This window comes from Candidatus Villigracilis vicinus (genome assembly GCF_016702885.1).
GTDB lineage: Bacteria > Chloroflexota > Anaerolineae > Anaerolineales > Villigracilaceae > Villigracilis > Villigracilis vicinus.
In genome coordinates this window covers 1-14970 of the sequence record NZ_JADJDD010000020.1, presented here as the reverse complement: position 1 = coordinate 14970, position 14970 = coordinate 1, and the positions used below count along the sequence as shown (strand labels likewise).

Annotated in this window: 17 protein-coding genes and 1 pseudogene; 4 read left to right on the top strand and 14 right to left on the bottom strand. The window is 50.5% G+C overall.

Annotated elements, in window-relative coordinates:
* The 4 genes from IPG80_RS14255 to IPG80_RS14240 all read right to left on the bottom strand — a co-directional run.
* Positions 1–2002, bottom strand: a 2002-nt coding sequence (locus tag IPG80_RS14255; protein WP_345107958.1) for a S9 family peptidase, incomplete at its 3' end; no start/stop codon positions are given.
* Positions 2003–2124: 122 nt separating this feature from the next.
* Positions 2125–3069: a metallophosphoesterase gene (locus IPG80_RS14250; RefSeq protein ID WP_345107956.1), complete on the bottom strand. Its 945-nt coding sequence runs from the start codon at positions 3067–3069 to the stop codon at positions 2125–2127.
* A gap of 110 nt (positions 3070–3179) precedes the next feature.
* Entirely contained in the window at positions 3180–4628 is a 1449-nt protein-coding gene (gene gatB, locus IPG80_RS14245) for an Asp-tRNA(Asn)/Glu-tRNA(Gln) amidotransferase subunit GatB (protein WP_345107954.1), read from the bottom strand.
* 80 nt (positions 4629–4708) lie between these two features.
* Entirely contained in the window at positions 4709–5131 is a 423-nt protein-coding gene (locus IPG80_RS14240) for an SRPBCC family protein (protein WP_345107952.1), read from the bottom strand.
* Between the two features lie 58 nt (positions 5132–5189).
* Between IPG80_RS14240 and IPG80_RS14235 the strand changes: the two genes are divergently transcribed.
* Positions 5190–5684, top strand: coding sequence for a DinB family protein (locus tag IPG80_RS14235; RefSeq protein ID WP_345107950.1), 495 nt, complete (start codon positions 5190–5192; stop codon positions 5682–5684).
* Between the two features lie 29 nt (positions 5685–5713).
* Here the strand turns inward: IPG80_RS14235 and gatA are convergent, their stop codons facing one another.
* From gatA to aspS, 3 genes and pseudogenes are all read right to left on the bottom strand, one after another.
* Complete coding sequence (gene gatA / locus IPG80_RS14230) at positions 5714–7174, bottom strand: Asp-tRNA(Asn)/Glu-tRNA(Gln) amidotransferase subunit GatA (protein WP_345107948.1); 1461 nt, start codon at positions 7172–7174, stop codon at positions 5714–5716.
* Between the two features lie 75 nt (positions 7175–7249).
* Positions 7250–7546, bottom strand: a complete 297-nt coding sequence (gene gatC, locus IPG80_RS14225) for an Asp-tRNA(Asn)/Glu-tRNA(Gln) amidotransferase subunit GatC (RefSeq protein WP_345107947.1) — start codon at positions 7544–7546, stop codon at positions 7250–7252.
* Between the two features lie 85 nt (positions 7547–7631).
* Positions 7632–9394, bottom strand: a pseudogene (aspS, locus tag IPG80_RS14220) (aspartate--tRNA ligase).
* 632 nt (positions 9395–10026) lie between these two features.
* Here aspS and IPG80_RS14215 point away from each other — a divergent pair.
* A complete protein-coding gene (locus tag IPG80_RS14215) occupies positions 10027–10167 on the top strand; it encodes a hypothetical protein (protein WP_345107946.1) in 141 nt (46 codons plus the stop codon).
* A gap of 48 nt (positions 10168–10215) precedes the next feature.
* On the opposite strand, the gene IPG80_RS14210 is transcribed toward IPG80_RS14215, so the two are convergent.
* Positions 10216–10455 carry a hypothetical protein gene (locus IPG80_RS14210; RefSeq protein WP_345107945.1) on the bottom strand — a complete coding sequence of 80 codons (240 nt, stop codon included), beginning with the start codon at positions 10453–10455 and terminating at the stop codon, positions 10216–10218.
* 298 nt (positions 10456–10753) lie between these two features.
* Here IPG80_RS14210 and IPG80_RS14205 point away from each other — a divergent pair, with 298 nt between their 5' ends.
* Entirely contained in the window at positions 10754–11296 is a 543-nt protein-coding gene (locus IPG80_RS14205) for a hypothetical protein (RefSeq protein ID WP_345107944.1), read from the top strand.
* Positions 11297–11304: 8 nt separating this feature from the next.
* Here IPG80_RS14205 and IPG80_RS14200 read toward each other — a convergent pair whose 3' ends face one another.
* The 4 genes from IPG80_RS14200 to IPG80_RS14185 all read right to left on the bottom strand — a co-directional run bounded on the left by IPG80_RS14200 (position 11305) and on the right by IPG80_RS14185 (position 12445).
* Complete coding sequence (locus IPG80_RS14200) at positions 11305–11781, bottom strand: DUF3891 family protein (RefSeq protein ID WP_345107943.1); 477 nt, start codon at positions 11779–11781, stop codon at positions 11305–11307.
* Positions 11778–11969: a DUF3891 family protein gene (locus IPG80_RS14195; protein WP_345107942.1), complete on the bottom strand. Its 192-nt coding sequence runs from the start codon at positions 11967–11969 to the stop codon at positions 11778–11780. The genes IPG80_RS14200 and IPG80_RS14195 overlap by 4 nt, the downstream gene beginning before the upstream one ends.
* An 87-nt stretch (positions 11970–12056) precedes the next feature.
* The gene (locus IPG80_RS14190) at positions 12057–12200 is read right to left on the bottom strand and encodes a hypothetical protein (RefSeq protein ID WP_345107940.1); all 144 of its coding nucleotides are present in this window, start codon (positions 12198–12200) and stop codon (positions 12057–12059) included.
* Between the two features lie 14 nt (positions 12201–12214).
* Positions 12215–12445 (bottom strand): CsbD family protein, encoded by a 231-nt coding sequence (locus IPG80_RS14185; RefSeq protein WP_345107938.1) that lies wholly within the window; start codon positions 12443–12445, stop codon positions 12215–12217.
* A gap of 221 nt (positions 12446–12666) precedes the next feature.
* Between IPG80_RS14185 and IPG80_RS14180 the strand changes: the two genes are divergently transcribed.
* A complete protein-coding gene (locus IPG80_RS14180) occupies positions 12667–13083 on the top strand; it encodes a nitroreductase family deazaflavin-dependent oxidoreductase (RefSeq protein ID WP_345107937.1) in 417 nt (138 codons plus the stop codon).
* Positions 13084–13172: 89 nt separating this feature from the next.
* Here the strand turns inward: IPG80_RS14180 and IPG80_RS14175 are convergent, their stop codons facing one another.
* Together IPG80_RS14175 and IPG80_RS14170 are read right to left on the bottom strand one after the other, a co-directional pair.
* Positions 13173–13427 (bottom strand): hypothetical protein, encoded by a 255-nt coding sequence (locus IPG80_RS14175; protein ID WP_345107936.1) that lies wholly within the window; start codon positions 13425–13427, stop codon positions 13173–13175.
* A 564-nt stretch (positions 13428–13991) separates the two neighbouring features.
* Positions 13992–14936, bottom strand: a complete 945-nt coding sequence (locus IPG80_RS14170) for an NAD(P)-dependent oxidoreductase (RefSeq protein WP_345107935.1) — start codon at positions 14934–14936, stop codon at positions 13992–13994.
* Between the last annotated feature and the right edge of the window lie 34 nt (positions 14937–14970).

The window sequence follows — 14970 nt, the reverse complement described above, 5'->3', positions numbered from 1 at the left end:
AATACTTATCCATCCACCGCAAAATGTGATTGAGCCGCGCAATGCGCCGATCCGTGCGACCGATGCGCGAGAGTCCATGCGGTTCTTCGGGGAAGCGCACGAACTCCGTCTCCACGCCTGCGCGTTTGAGCGCCACGAAGGCTTGCTCACCCTGCTCGATGGGACAGCGATGGTCATGCTCGTTGTGGATGATGAGCGTGGGCGTCTTGGCTTCGCCCAAATATTTCACCGGCGACATGTTCCACAACTTGTCCATGCTCTCTTGCGGTGAGCCGGATTTTGCCCAGAACTGAAAGATCCAGTTGAAATCGCTCGAGCCCCACATGCTGACCCAGTTGGTGACACTGCGCTGTGCCACCGCCGATTTGAAGCGGTTGGTATGCCCAACGATCCACAAGGTCATGAATCCGCCATACGAGCCGCCTGTCACGCCCATGCGTTTGGAGTCGATGTACGGCTTCCGTGCCACAAGGTCTGCGAACTTCATCAAGTCGTCATAGTCTGGTCCGCCGAAATCGCCCCAGATCGCCTTCGAATGTTTCTCGCCGTAGCCTCGTCCGCCGCGCGGATTGGTGAAGTACACCACATAGCCGTTCGACGCAAAATAATTAAACTCATGCATGAAGAACTTGCCATACTGCGTCCACGGTCCGCCGTGAATTTCAAAGATGGACGGATAGGTTTTGTTCGGGTCAAAATTGGGCGGGAACATGATCCAGCCTTGCAGGTCGGTGCCGTCCGCGCCTTTGTACCAAACCTCTTCCACCTTGGGCAACTTCACCGCAGCAAAATAATCGCGGTTGATGTGCGTCAGATATCGCACCGTGCTGCCGCCCAACTCGCGCAAGTGAACCTGCGGCGTGTCTTGCATCCCGCCGTAAAAATACGCCACCTGTTTTTGGGATTTGTCGAACGAGACGGTTCCCAGCGCCCCGCCTTCGCCGATCACTTCCGTCATATTCTTGCCAGCGATGTCGATCCGCTTCAAAACCGTGGACCCGTGAACTGCTGCCTGGAAGTAGATAGCTTTTCCATCGTTTGACCACACCGGCGCAACCGTCTCCGCTGAGCCAAAATCGGTGATGATATCTGCCATGGTATGCAGGTCATATTTCCTGGTCAGGTTTCGAGCCGGTTCTGAACCGTCCACAGGCACTACCCATAAACTCGTGTTCTGATAATCCAAGTGTTCGCCTTCGGTACCTAAATACGCCAGCCATTTGCCATCCGGCGAGAATGCGAGAAAGAACTTTGCCCCGAGTGGTGTATTGTTGAGCTTGCGCGGCTTGCCGCCATCTGCAGGCATGACGAAGATGTCATCGTGTTCAACATTAGCATCGGGGTCTTCTGTGCGATTCGATATATAAGCAATCGACCTGCCATCAGGCGAATAGACCGGAAAATTCTCATCGTGTACGGCACCCTCGGTTAGTTGCTTGCCTTTGCCCGTACGCGCATCGACGACCCAAATGTGAGTCCGCTCGTGGGGGAGGTAGCCGTAGCCATCCATCTTATAAAAGAGACGTGTGTAATGACGCACCACCACGCCAAGCTTTTTCTTCTGCTCATCTTTTTCGCGTTCCAACTCTTCTGTATCCGTCTTGCGGATTGTACATAGAAGTTTGCGCCCATCAGGTGACCAGCCCACGAGGTCGATCTCCCCGTCAATGGAAGTCAACTTGCGTGCTTCACCGCCATCAAAGGGGATGAGATGAATTTGCGGGTTGTCATTTCCCGCGCGGCTGGAGAGGAAAGCGATGGTATTTCCATCCGGTGACCAACTCGGAGAATAATCTGACTGATTGCCATGCGTGAACTGACGCGGCTCACCGCCTCCGCTTGGGACGATCCACAAGTTGCCATATTTTTTCTCAGTTTTGCGGTCCACTCGTTGGATGCGATACACAACGTGCCCGCCATCGGGTGAAATGCTTACATTCGATAATTGTTGCAGGGAATACAGGTCTTCGGCAGTGACTAAACGTTTCTTTGGGGCTGGCATAAAAGACTCCTTTTCGGAATGTTATTTCGGAGAATGCAGTTGAATTGTATAACATTCCCGGGTGGGTAGGGTAATAAAAACAGTTATCAAAAGATGACTGTGTCATACTATTCGGATGATACCTATTTCTGTTTCAACGTATGTACGACGATCTCCGGCGGACAATAGAACCTCGCGAAAACACCCGAACAACCCACGCCCGCGGAAGTGTATCCGTTCATATCGTTATACTTCCACCGCCCGGCAATATATTTCGATTTGCAGCGGGCATTTCTCAGGATAGGAATCCCTCCCGGCAGACACATTTGCCCGGCATGGGTATGCCCGGTCAGGTAGAGCCCAAAACCCAACTCTGCTGCCTCGGGGAGCAGTTCGGGGGAATGTGCCAATAAAATTTTGACTGCATCCGACGGCACATTTTTCAATGCTTTGTTGAAATCTTGTTCCCCGTAAAAATGGGCATCGTCCAGCCCGACGATCCAAAGTTTTTCTCCATTGGTGTCGAGTGCAATGGCTTCGTTCATCAACAAGGGAATCCCTGTTGATTCGATCATGGGTACCATTTCAATAAAATCATGGTTGCCAAGAATTCCGTAGACTCCATACTTGCACTGCAAGGCAGGTGCCAGGGCTTGCAGTTCTTCAACAATATGCAGGTAGCGCCCGGTATCCCAAATGCGAAAGTCGCCAGTCACAACGCAAAGGTCGAAGCTCAGCCCTGAAATAGCCCTGGCAATATGCTTCCCAAAACCGGGGTAGCCGTCAATATGAATATCGGAAAGATGAAGGATACGCAACCCGTTGAAGGCATCAGGCAGGTTGGGGAAGGGGACAGGGTTTTCCCGAACAATGAACTGTAGTGCGTTGCGTTCCCCGATCTTTTTTAGCCCGCTTATCCGCAGAGTAAACTCAACAAATTTCACAAACGTGGGAATGTTCTCGTAGTGGAACGACCCTACACCGTTCCCCATGACGTTGAGGATATGATCCACCTGGGTCCGCATTCGTCTTCCAAAATGCTCATCCCCCAAGCGTTCACGCAGTGCATTGAAAGTTTGCTCGTCCATGAGTCCTCCAATTCCTTGCCTCATCTTAGCATGAACAAGTTTACAGAATTCAGACTGTAATGAAGGGGTATTGAAAAAACAACAGCCACTTGTAAGTGGCTGTTGTTAAATTACTTCTTCCGTTCTTCCAAGCCCTTCACCATCAACTCTTTCGCAACGTTCGGGTCTGCTTTGCCTTTCGTGGCTCTCGCAACCTGACCCATGAACCACTGGAACAAGGTCTCTTTGCCTGCGTTGTACTCGTCCACTTCTTTGGGGTTGTCGTTCAAAATTTTTGTCACCAATTCTTGAATGGCGTTCACATCTGTCATCTGCAAGAGATTTTTTTCTTTGACGATCTGCGCCGGGTCGCCGCCGTTCTTGAAGAGTTCGGTCAACACGGTCTTGCCTGCGCTGGCGCCGATGGTCTTGTCCGTCACCATGTCGATCAGTTTGGCGAGCGTTTCGGGGGCGAGGGTCACATCGTCAATGCTCAAGCCTGAGTCGTTCAAGTAGCGCATGAATTCGCCCGCGATCCACGAGTGGATGGTCTTCGCAGGGCTTTTCGAATTCGCGACCACGCTCTCGAAGTAGTTGGCGAGAGTCCGCTCGGAGGTGAGAAAACGCGCTTCGGACGGGGTCAAGCCAAAGTCCGAAATGAAGCGGGCGGTTTTGGCTTCGGGCAGTTCGGGCAGTTGACTCCGAATCGACTCGATCCACGCATCCGATAATTGAAGGGGAGGCAGGTCGGGCTCGGGGAAGTAGCGATAATCGTGCGCCTCTTCCTTCGACCGTTGGCTGGTCGTCACTTCCCGAGCATCATCCCAGCCGAGAGTTTCCTGCACGACCGTGCCGCCTTCTTCATAAATTTTGATCTGACGTTCGATCTCATATTGCGAAGCGCGGACGAGCGCGCGGAAGCTGTTGAGGTTCTTGATCTCGGTGCGCGTGCGGAACTCATCACTGCCGACGGGGCGCACAGAAATGTTCGCCTCAAAACGCAGCACGCCTTTTTCCATGTCGCCAGAGTTCACGCCGAGGTAACGCAAAATCGCGCGGACTTTCGTGGCGTAATCGAGCGCGGCTTCAACGGTGCGAATATCGGGCTCGGAGACGATCTCAAGCAAGGGGACGCCTGCGCGATTGAAATCGACCAGCGCATAATTTTTTTCGTGCGCGAGTTTCGCCGTATCTTCTTCGATGTGAACCCGCCTCACTCTCACTGTGAGTTGATTCTCACTGCCATCATTGACATCGAGTGAGCCTTTTTCTGCAATTGGCAATTCGTATTGCGAGATCTGATAACCCTTGGGCAGGTCGGGGTAGTAATAATTTTTGCGCGCAAAGGTGTTGTGCTTGTTGATGGAGCAGTTCAACGCGAGACCGACCAACGCGGCAAGTTCCGTCGCCTTTTTGTTGACGACCGGCATGGCACCCGGCAACCCCGTGCAAACGGGGCAGATGTTCGAGTTCGGCTCAGGTGCGGAGCCATAGTCCGCGGAGCAGCTGCAGAACATTTTGGAGTTGGTGAGCAACTCGCCGTGAATTTCAAGTCCGATTACGGGTTCGTATTGGGTCATGGATAGTCTCGCTGTTGTGTGAATTGACGATGGACGATAGACGATGGACCATGTTTGTCCATTGTCAGTCGTCTATGGTCTTAAGAGGTTTCAACTTTCTTTTTCAACGATTGCGCTTTGGTTTGGACGTATTCTTCGGTCATCTTTCCATACATTTTGCTGATTAGGTTGCCAAGCCAGCCGTTGAAGGCAAAGGTCAATGTCACTTCAGATTGATTGGCATTGACTGATTTGACAATATGTTCTGCCACCATGTGCATGCCCGGAGATTTTGACTCCCACGTGAAGTTGGCAGAATTAAGCTCGGTGACCGTCCAAACCACGGGTTGGAGTTTGGGTTGGAATACTTTGTAGCGGTTGCCGAGTTTTAGTTCGGGCGTGTTCAGCACTTCGACCTTGTTCACGGTCGGAGTCCACTCGTGCCAATGGGCGACATTGGACAAAACTTTCCAAACAGCTTCCTGGCTGGTATGGATGGAGATGGAGGTTGAGAATTTAGTCATTTTAGATTCCTAGAACACTTGCACTATAATGATTTCACTTAATATAAGGAGCAGCTTTATGAATGCAGATGCCTTTCGTCATTTCTATAACTATCACTTTGCCGAGAACCGCAAGGTCTGGGAGCATGTCGCTTCGTTGACCTTTGAGCAGTTCAACCAGAAAGTAGATTATTCTCACGGCTCCATCAGACAACAGGTCGTTCACTTGCTGGATGTGGAAGATGTTTGGTTCAGCGAGTTGCAGGGCATCCAGCCCAGCGATCCATTGCCTGAGACTGTCACTGCCGATGACCGCGATGCCATCCGTGCTCACTGGGATAAGGTGGAGGAAAAAGTCCGCGCTTATCTTGCTGCCTTACAGGACGAACAATTGTTTTCCAAGCCGATCACCGATCCCGAAGAGGACAAGAACTTGATCGTTTGGCAGGTCTTGCTTCATGTTGTTAATCATGCCACCGATCATCGTGCTCAACTTCTGCGTGCCTTGCATGATCTGGGCGTGGATACGAAATCTCAGGATTACATTTTTTACGTGTACGAAAATCAATTGTAGGGGCGACTCGCGAGTCGCCCCTACGGGGTTTATAAATTCGGTTGCTGCTTATGCCAATCGGTCACTTGCTGGTAGGCGTGAGCGACTTGGAACAGAGTTGACTCGTCCAAATGCTTGCCGATGAGTTGCATTCCGACGGGCATGTTGTTGGAGAATCCAGCGGGGAGCGCAAGGGCAGGGACACCAGCGGGGTTGGTGGCAACGACGTAAATATCCGAGAGGTACATTTCGAGCGGGTCGCTGGTCTTTTCGCCGAGTTTGAAGGCGGTGGTGGGGCAGGTTGGGGCGAGGAGAAGGTCAACTTTGGAAAAAGCAGTTTCAAAGTCCCGACGAAGAAGCGTGCGCACTTTTTGTGCCTTCAAGTAATACGCGTCGTAATATCCCGCAGAGAGGGCATACGCGCCAAGCATGATGCGGCGCTTGACTTCATCGCCGAAACCTTCGTGGCGAGTCTTGAGATAGATGTCGATGACATCCTTCGCGCCATCCGAAACGGAGAGACCGAAGCGCGTGCCGTCCATGCGGGCGAGGTTGGCGCTGGCTTCAGCGAAGAGCAGAAGATAGTAAACGGGCAAGCCGTATTTGGTGTGGGGGAGCGAGACTTCGTGAATTTCCATGCCGAGTTTTTCGTAGGTGCGAATCGCTTCTTGCATCGCGGACTCAACGCCCGCTTCCATGCCTGCCACGAAATATTCTTTCGGAATGCCGAGTTTCATGCCTTTGACAGGCTTGTTGATATCTTTTGTGTAACTGGTAACTGGTGATTGGTACGTAGTGCTATCCAATGGATCGTGACCAGCGATGTGTTCGAGCACTGTGGCGCAATCATACGCGTCACGCGCCATCGGACCGATGCAATCGAAAGACGATGCGAGCGCGATAAGACCATAACGAGACACACGTCCATAGGTGGGTTTGATGCCTGTGACGTTGGTAAAGCCCGCAGGCATACGGACAGAGCCGCCTGTATCTTCGCCGATGGAGAAGGTGCAAAGACTTGCTGACATACTCGCCGCTGCGCCGCCGCTTGAACCGCCAGGGACGCGTTCAAGATCCCACGGGTTGTGAGTGGGGAAGAGCGCGGAGTTCTCGCAGGAGGAGCCCATGCCGAATTCGTCCATGTTGGTCTTGCCGACGAGGACAGCGCCAGAGTCCGCGAGTTTGTTTGTGACAGTGGCGTTATATTGTGGGACGTAGTTTTCGAGAATCTTCGACGAACAAGTCGTGCGGACATCGCGTGTGGAGATGCAGTCCTTCATTGAAAAGGGAATGCCCGTCAGCGGGGTGACGTTCTCGCCTTTGGCAATGCGCTCATCGGCTTTCTTGGCTTGTTCGAGTGCAAGGTCATCCGTGACCGTGACGTAAGACTTGACCTTCTTGTCCACATCGTGGATGCGGTCAAGCATGGCTTGCGTCAGTTCGACAGAGGAGATTTTTTTTGTGGTGAGAAGTTCGTGGGCTTCTCGGATGGTGAGGTTGGTTAGTTGCATAGGCTCTCTGAGTGAACATCGATATTCGAGATTGGATATTCGACGTTCGAATAATCGAGTATCGAATATCGTCTTTTACTCATCTCCCAACACAGTCGGCACTTTCACATACCCGCGCTCAGACTTTGGCGCGTTCTTGAGAAATTCTTCGCGGCTCATGGACGGTTTGACCACATCCTCGCGCAGCACATTTTCGGCGTTGGCGATATCCGAAGCAGGCGGGACGTTCTCCGTGTCCACTTCATTGAGCATGTTGAAGTAGTCGATGATGGAGGAGAATTGTCCGCTGAAGGTTTGCGCTTCCTCTTCGGAGATGCCGAGGCGGACGAGGTATGCGACGTGCTTGACGGTTTTGGTATCAATTGTTGACATAAGAGCATCTAAACACAAAGGACACGAAGTACACAAAGGTTTTAAGGTTTTCCCTTAGTGCCCTTGGTGTCCTTCGTGTTTAAACTCAACTGAACTTAATATGCAGCTCTTTCAACTGCTTCGGTTCCACTTCCGACGGAGCATCCGCCATCACATCGCGCCCGTTCTGATTCTTGGGGAAGGCGATCACTTCGCGGATGTTGGGTTCGTCCGCAAGCAGCATCACGAGACGGTCAATGCCTGGAGCCATGCCGCCGTGCGGGGGAGCGCCATACTCGAACGCTTCGAGCATGTGACCGAACTTCGTCTGAATTTCCTCATCGCTCAAGCCGAGCATCTGGAACATTTTCATCTGAATATCGCGGCGGTGAATTCTTATCGAACCCGAAGCGGTCTCGTAACCGTTGCAGACCATGTCGTATGCTTCCGAATACACGTCACCGGGGTTCGTATCGAACTTCGGCAAGTCTTCCATCTTCGGCATCGTGAACGGATGATGTTCAGACTCCCATGCCTGCGTTTCTTCGTTGAACGCAAAGAACGGGAAGTCCACCACCCACGCAAACGCCATCATGGATTTATCCGCAAGGTCGAGCTTATCGCGGAACCACAAGCGCAGTCCGCCGAGAGTCTTGTTCACAACAGCACGAGCATCAGAAGCGAAGACGATCAGATCGCCGACTCCTGCTCCCGATTTTTCTTTCAACGCTGCGAGTTCTTCTTCCTTAAGAACTTTGCCGCGCTTCCTTTCACACCCTCGGCTGTTATCGCCAAATAGGACATTCCCTTCGCCCCAAATGTTTTCGCCACTTCCGTGAGCGCATCCAGTTCCTTGCGAGACATCTCTGCAGACTTCGGCGCGACGATGCATTTGATCACTCCGCCTGCTTCCAACGCGGACTGGAAAACTTTAAACTCGCTCTTCGCCAACACATCGGTGAGGTCGATCAATTCCATGCCAAAGCGCAGGTCGGGCTTATCGGAGCCGAAGCGTTCGAGCACTTCTTTATAAGAGAACTTGGGCCACGGCGAAGAATACAACTTCTTGTGCGGCGCCACGGCGGGAATCATTTTAGTGAACAAGCCTTCCACTAAATTCAGCACATCGTCGCGGTGGACATAGGACATCTCAAGGTCGAGCTGTGTGAACTCAGGCTGACGGTCGCCGCGCAGGTCTTCGTCGCGGAAACAGCGCGCGATCTGGAAGTACTTATCCATGCCTGCCACCATTAGCAATTGCTTCAACTGTTGGGGTGACTGCGGCAAGGCGTAGAACTGTCCCGGGTAGACGCGGGAAGGCACGAGGTAGTCACGCGCACCTTCGGGCGTTGCTTTGAACATGATCGGTGTTTCAATTTCAATGAAGCCCTGTTCATCGAGATAGTCACGCATGAACTTGATGACCTTGTGACGCAGCACCATGTTTCGGGTCAGGCGTTCGCGGCGCAAGTCAATGTAGCGATACTTGAGGCGCATGTTCTCGTCGGGCAGATCCGCATCGGTGTTGACCATGAATGGGGGAGTCTTCGAGGCGTTGAGCACGGTCACGTTCTTGGCAATGATCTCGACTTCGCCGGTTTCCATTTTGGGATTCGCCATCCCTTCGGGGCGCTTCTGCACCACGCCTTCGATCTGCAAGACCCATTCGTTGCGAACGCTTGCGACCTGATCAAGCACTTCCTTGGGAAGGTCTGGGTTGATGGTAACCTGAACAAGACCGGCACGATCACGCAGGTCAAAGAATGCCACCCCGCCGTGGTCGCGGCGTCGATTCACCCAGCCCGCGAGCGTAACCGTCTGCCCGGTGTGACTTGTTCGTAATTCTCCACATAAATGAGTTCTGTACATACTTGCGCCTCCGATGATTTTCCTCGTCTTTGCGAGGAGGATGCTCTTTCCGACGACACCGTACTTACGTTCGGTGCAAGTGAGCAATCTCATAATGATGGCTGAGATTGCTTCGGGCTAAGAACAAGAGCGCCCTCGCAATGACGGGGGATGAAATGTATATAAAAAATCGCCCTGCGCTTTCGCGTTGGGCGATTTGGTTTCGACTTTTTTATTCGTCAACCAGCAAAGCTTCGCCCAACGATTTCGGGATCGTTATTATCATTATTATTATCGTTATTATTGGCGAAGTTGTTGTTGTGACGGAACATTGTGCGGCATTATAGCACAGAGTTTTCGTATTCGTTCTACTAGATCGATACCGAAATCGACGTAAGACAGGATATGAGCGCTTTGCGTGTAGTCACTTCGAAGGGCTTATCTCTGGATAAGAAGAAAAAAACAAATAAATGGAAAGATCGATGGGCAAACCAACTCAAAGTTTGGATTGAGGCGAAAGGGTTTCTTCTTAAAATAGAACAGGATATTAAGATTTCATGAACATTTATCTAAAATAGGATTTTTCGAGGTACCATCCGGCGCGCTATTAATTCAAACAGACGGCTGTATCGCCGAGAAATGGAAGTATCAGAATGGTTGCAGGAACGATATTGACCTTGATCGCACTTGTCATATTGTATGGTTTGATCGCCTCGACAGAAAAAATACTGACCCAGCGTCAGGAACATGTGGTGATCGACGAACGCATGACAGAACATCGCTCACGATTGTAGGTTAAATAAAAAAAGCGGTTTTGCCACTTGGGCAAGACCGCTTTCGTTTTAATTCGTTTGGGCTTCTTTTGCCCGGGAGTATGCTGCCCAGCGTTTGTTGATCTCGTCGCGTGCCTGCGGACGGGTATACCCATACTTGACCTGGAGAATGGTCACGAATTTATCGAGCTTATCCTGTGCCTTATCCACTTTTTTCAAGTCGTGTTCGGCAATCAGACTCCACCATTCCACAGATTGCCCGCGGATAAGTTTCCATTTCTGATCAAATTTTGATTTTGGTTTCTGCATACGATTCTCCTCAAAGAGTGTGAAAATTGTTGGACTCAGTTTGGAGTTTTCAAGATTTCGTTTCTTGCTTATTCCCCTTTGAATAGGCAAAACAAAATTGACAAACTCTTTCAATCTCATTTTACTACGTGATGGATGAAAAACGGTGCTTTTGGGGCGCAGATTTCAGAATTGATAATGCTCCATAACAGGAAAGATTGCTTCTACTTTTTTGAATAGAGGAGTAACGCTAAAGTACCATTGTGAATTATCTGCATACACATAGAATAAGGTCAGCTTTCCAAAGGAGACAGTATTCATGGAAGATAAGAAGTTGGTGGAATATTTTCAGTTCGATGAATTTGATTTAAGCGCCAATCGTAATGGAACTCTCACTGAGAAACAAAAGAAGCATTGGATTGCTGTCTTAAACTCTGATCGCAAAGGCAGAAGACGCTTCGCATATTTCTTGTTCTTTTTAGCTGCCATCGGGCTGGCGATTGCTGTAGGGGTCTGGTTTATTCCAGAATCGAGTTGGGGTTTGCGGATCGGATTCGCGCTTGGTTTTGGGATCGTGTGGCCCGTCATGTATGGATTGGTGGGGTTTGCATTTCTTCCGCCCGCCTCCTACATGGACCTGGAACTGACCAGCGAAACAGGGCGGGTCAACATTGTGAAAGTGGAAACACGCAATTCACAGACCAGCACCACCAGTACGCGTTACGATCTTTATATTGGGAAGCGCAGGTTTAATGCAGATCACCGCATTGGTTTTGTCTTGATCCAGGGCGATGAATATAAGGTCTATTATTTGAAGAACTCAAATCGCATTGTTTCGGCAGAGTTCATTTCACGAGGGTAGCAATTGGGTTACTTTCGCTGCAACCGATACGGCAAAATGACGGGGTCAAGCCGGGTTGGGTACCCATCCATTTGATAGGCGACAAGGTAGCCTTGATACTCGTCCACTGAAAAAGGCCAGGGACTAACGTTGATCTCACCGTTTTCTACATGAAATTCCACCACGACTTCAGTCTCTTCAGTGTTGTGTGGGAAAACGGAATGCTTCCCTAAGGCTGGCGTTTCGAAACAGAACTCAAAAGACAGTGAGTCACACAGGTCGGTAATACGGTCAATGCGGTCGAACAAAGTTTGTGAAAGCTTGTGCTGCTGCAGTTGTGTTTGGATGCCTAGTGAGAATTCCGCATGTAATTCTTTGCGGATATTGCTCGTTCCGTAACTGGCAAGGCGCCGGAAGTGATATTTGACGATGGTATCTGCAACAACATCCGAGCATGGCATGTTGAACCCGCGGCGTGCGATGACCTGCCATTCTTCATCGCTCATGCCGCCGATGGGGAGTTGTCAAGATAGCCATATCCGCGGTCATGCAAGCCTATCCCTGCGATCAGGGAATGTTGTTCGATGGGTGGAACTTCAAATTGTTCGTTTCCCCAAAGCATTGCCAATGTGCCAGCCAGCTTAAGATGTTCCGATTGCGGAGTGACGATCTGCCTGCGTTTAGACTTGAACATGCTGACTCTCCTTGATACCTGTAAGACTTGAGAATGGAATTTTACTCATAAAAAATGGTCTCGAACCTGTTGTCCGAGACCATTTTTTTATGCAGGGCGTTTGCGTTTGGTTACTTCCGTCCCGGGAATGCTGTTCTTTCGCGCTTCTTGCTTGACCTTGCGGTTATGCTTGCGCTGTCCCTTGGAGGGACGTTTGGTTTTTTCCTTGTTTTTTTCGATGGGGGTATTCAAGTTGTATTGCTCCTTTAGATCTTGCTTCGTTTTTTGGTTTCGGTTTCAGACCAGAGTTTGCTGATCTCTTCTCTGGCTTGTTGGCGGGTGTACCCATATTTGACTTGCAGCATGGTGACGAACTTATCGAACTTCACATCTGCCTTATCCACTTTGACCAGGTCGTATTCGACCATCAGACTCCATTTGGCATTAACCTGCCCGCGGAGCAGGTTCCATTTTTCTTCGAACAACGATTTGTTCATAGTGCGCTCCTCCTCAAGGCGGCGCGTTTGGGGTGACACAGATTGGGAGTTTTGTGATTTCGTTCCCATCCATCTCCCCCATGAACAGGCATGACAAAATATTCAAACTCAAGCTTATTTTCATTGTACTATGATATCCGGCGATTCCCAGCCTTTTGGGTGGGTGTCGTAAGAATGGATATTTTTGCGGCATCGTGAATTGAAAACAAAAGGAGATATCTATGAGCAGCCCGAACGATTGGAATAAGAAGGTTATTGAGGAATTTCGTGCCAATGCAGGCAAAGTGGGTGGGAACTTTGAAGGTAAGTCCTTATTACTTTTGCATACGAAAGGTGCCAAAAGCGGACAAGAACGAGTCAACCCAGTTGCCTGTGTACAAGATGGCGAGCGGCTGGTGGTGATCGCCTCCAAAGCTGGAGCGCCAACTCACCCAGACTGGTATTACAACCTGGTTGCCAACCCTGTAGTGACGGTTGAATACGGCTCGGATACATTTCAAGCCAAGGCGGTTGTTGCAGAAGAACCGGAGCGCACCCGCCTGTACGACAAAATGGTGGAAGTGATGCCCGGCTTTGCTGACTATCGTGCAAAAGCTGCGCGTGTGATCCCCGTCATTGTGTTGATACCGGCGAAATAAGGGCTGGCTGTGTAGAAAACCAAACGGTCTCGGTGAAATTTCACCGAGACCGTTTTTTTTAAATTTGAAACCCACCACTTCTGCTGCGATCAGGCTTTTACCCAATTATTGCTGGAGCGGACTGCCTCCGCCAGTGTTTTTTGATTTCCATACATCGTACTGGTTTCAAAAACCTGAATATCCAGGTGGCGGCAATCTATACAAAGGAATGCCTGGGTTTGGAACAAGGCAGGGAAATTATCCTCCGCCAGCATTTGCAGGATAACGCCATCCTTGTGCCAATTATTACTCGTGTTCTTAAACACGTTAAGCGAGCCGCATTTCGAGCATTTTCGTTCTTGCATGGTAATCTCCTTCATACACATAAACGTACCCGCCTTGCCATTTAAGACAGACGCGGTTGAATAATGGGTTTTCCGGAAGGTATCTTGTTATGAGGCACAAGCCATGCACTAATTTCCCCGTTTACCATCTAGTAGCCTAATTTCATTGTACTCCCTTCTAGGAATAAAGCCGGATACTTTTTATTAGAACCTGTCTCAAAAATATCGTGTCACCCTGAGGGAGCGTTCTTTGCGACCGAAGGGTCTCTTATTTTGGGTGTAGAGATCCTCACCGCACTGCATCCGCACCGCGGTGCATGTGTCGCTATCGCTCACGCGTGCCTGCTGCACGGTGCAGGCAGGATGACATTTTTGAGATAACTTCTAGAAATATAAAGTCTCGTGGACATTACCACCTGCCAATGCGGGCTCGGTCCGCGTGCTGGAGAAGCTGGGGATGACCTTTGAGAAGATGATGAAATTGTCTGAGGATGATATTGAGTTGAAGTTGTTTGAGATCAACTTATAAAAACAGTCTCGCGGACATCTTATCTGCGAGACTGTTTTTATTTTTTCTCCGCCAAATCATTTACGATACGGCGACTGCCTGATAAGAAAATGGCGTATCAACGGGCGGAATAGGCGAATGGCATACACCTGCCAGCCCAGGGCTTTTTTCATGCCTTCCACATGGTCGCCAAAGGTGTAGCGTTGATAGTTCAACAAGCGTTGACTTTCTTCGCTGTCCAGCCAGTCGGTGTAATACGATTGGGTGCTGAAATATTTTTCGGGCAGGGCGCCAATGCCGAGCGCCTCGAACGCACCTTGCACCACATCGCGTTCATATAACTGGCAGCGCGGACCGCCGCCCAAATGCATGACCTTGCCCCACACATCGGCGTGTTCCACCGCGTTGCAGATTCCCAGCGCCGCATCGGCAGGGTGAATATACTCAAGCCGGTCGCTCAACGGCACATCGAACATCATGCTCTGATACTTCAGCGACATTTCGGCAGGGATGGCAGAAGCCAGCCGGAAGATGCACCAGTCCACATTGCCATTCTGAATAATCTTTTCCGCTTCCACTTTGTGACGCGCATATTCTTCTTGTGGGTTCACGGGCAGGGTCACTTTGCGCGGCGGGGTTTGGTTTTGTGTATTCCCATACACATCATAGGTCGATGTGAAAATAAAGCGCACCCGTTTGGGCTGCTTGCCAGCGGCATTCACCAAATTGCGCGTGCCGTTGACGTTGACCCCGTATGCCAGTTTTGGATTTTGATCGGTCATGGGTGGGATGATCGCTGCCAGATGGATAACCGCCTCGACCCCGGTGACGGCGGATGCGACCGCTCGTTCATCTTGGATATCACCCCAGACCACCTCGGGCTTGCGCTTCCAGCTGTTGACGATCCTGCGTTCATTCTTCGAATCAAAGATCAAACAACGGACGTCATGTCCGCGTTCGAGCAATAACGGCAGGACGTGCCCGCCAACGTTACCAGTAGCGCCAGTGAGTAGAATTTTCATGGGCGTTATTCTAAAACAAAAACGGTCTCGTGGA

What these genes read in the sequence shown, in the direction of transcription:
- IPG80_RS14240 (WP_345107952.1), bottom strand. Translation starts at nt 5,131, where the DNA reads ATGACTAAATTCTCAACCTCCATCTCCATCCATACCAGCCAGGAAGCT.
- IPG80_RS14210 (WP_345107945.1), bottom strand. Translation starts at nt 10,455, where the DNA reads ATGCAGAAACCAAAATCAAAATTTGATCAGAAATGGAAACTTATCCGC.
- gatC (WP_345107947.1), bottom strand. Translation starts at nt 7,546, where the DNA reads ATGTCAACAATTGATACCAAAACCGTCAAGCACGTCGCATACCTCGTC.
- IPG80_RS14180 (WP_345107937.1), top strand. Translation starts at nt 12,667, where the DNA reads ATGAGCAGCCCGAACGATTGGAATAAGAAGGTTATTGAGGAATTTCGT.
- IPG80_RS14235 (WP_345107950.1), top strand. Translation starts at nt 5,190, where the DNA reads ATGAATGCAGATGCCTTTCGTCATTTCTATAACTATCACTTTGCCGAG.
- IPG80_RS14185 (WP_345107938.1), bottom strand. Translation starts at nt 12,445, where the DNA reads ATGAACAAATCGTTGTTCGAAGAAAAATGGAACCTGCTCCGCGGGCAG.
- IPG80_RS14175 (WP_345107936.1), bottom strand. Translation starts at nt 13,427, where the DNA reads ATGCAAGAACGAAAATGCTCGAAATGCGGCTCGCTTAACGTGTTTAAG.
- IPG80_RS14215 (WP_345107946.1), top strand. Translation starts at nt 10,027, where the DNA reads ATGGTTGCAGGAACGATATTGACCTTGATCGCACTTGTCATATTGTAT.
- gatA (WP_345107948.1), bottom strand. Translation starts at nt 7,174, where the DNA reads ATGCAACTAACCAACCTCACCATCCGAGAAGCCCACGAACTTCTCACC.
- IPG80_RS14170 (WP_345107935.1), bottom strand. Translation starts at nt 14,936, where the DNA reads ATGAAAATTCTACTCACTGGCGCTACTGGTAACGTTGGCGGGCACGTC.
- gatB (WP_345107954.1), bottom strand. Translation starts at nt 4,628, where the DNA reads ATGACCCAATACGAACCCGTAATCGGACTTGAAATTCACGGCGAGTTG.
- IPG80_RS14250 (WP_345107956.1), bottom strand. Translation starts at nt 3,069, where the DNA reads ATGGACGAGCAAACTTTCAATGCACTGCGTGAACGCTTGGGGGATGAG.
- IPG80_RS14205 (WP_345107944.1), top strand. Translation starts at nt 10,754, where the DNA reads ATGGAAGATAAGAAGTTGGTGGAATATTTTCAGTTCGATGAATTTGAT.
- IPG80_RS14195 (WP_345107942.1), bottom strand. Translation starts at nt 11,969, where the DNA reads ATGTTCAAGTCTAAACGCAGGCAGATCGTCACTCCGCAATCGGAACAT.
- IPG80_RS14200 (WP_345107943.1), bottom strand. Translation starts at nt 11,781, where the DNA reads ATGAGCGATGAAGAATGGCAGGTCATCGCACGCCGCGGGTTCAACATG.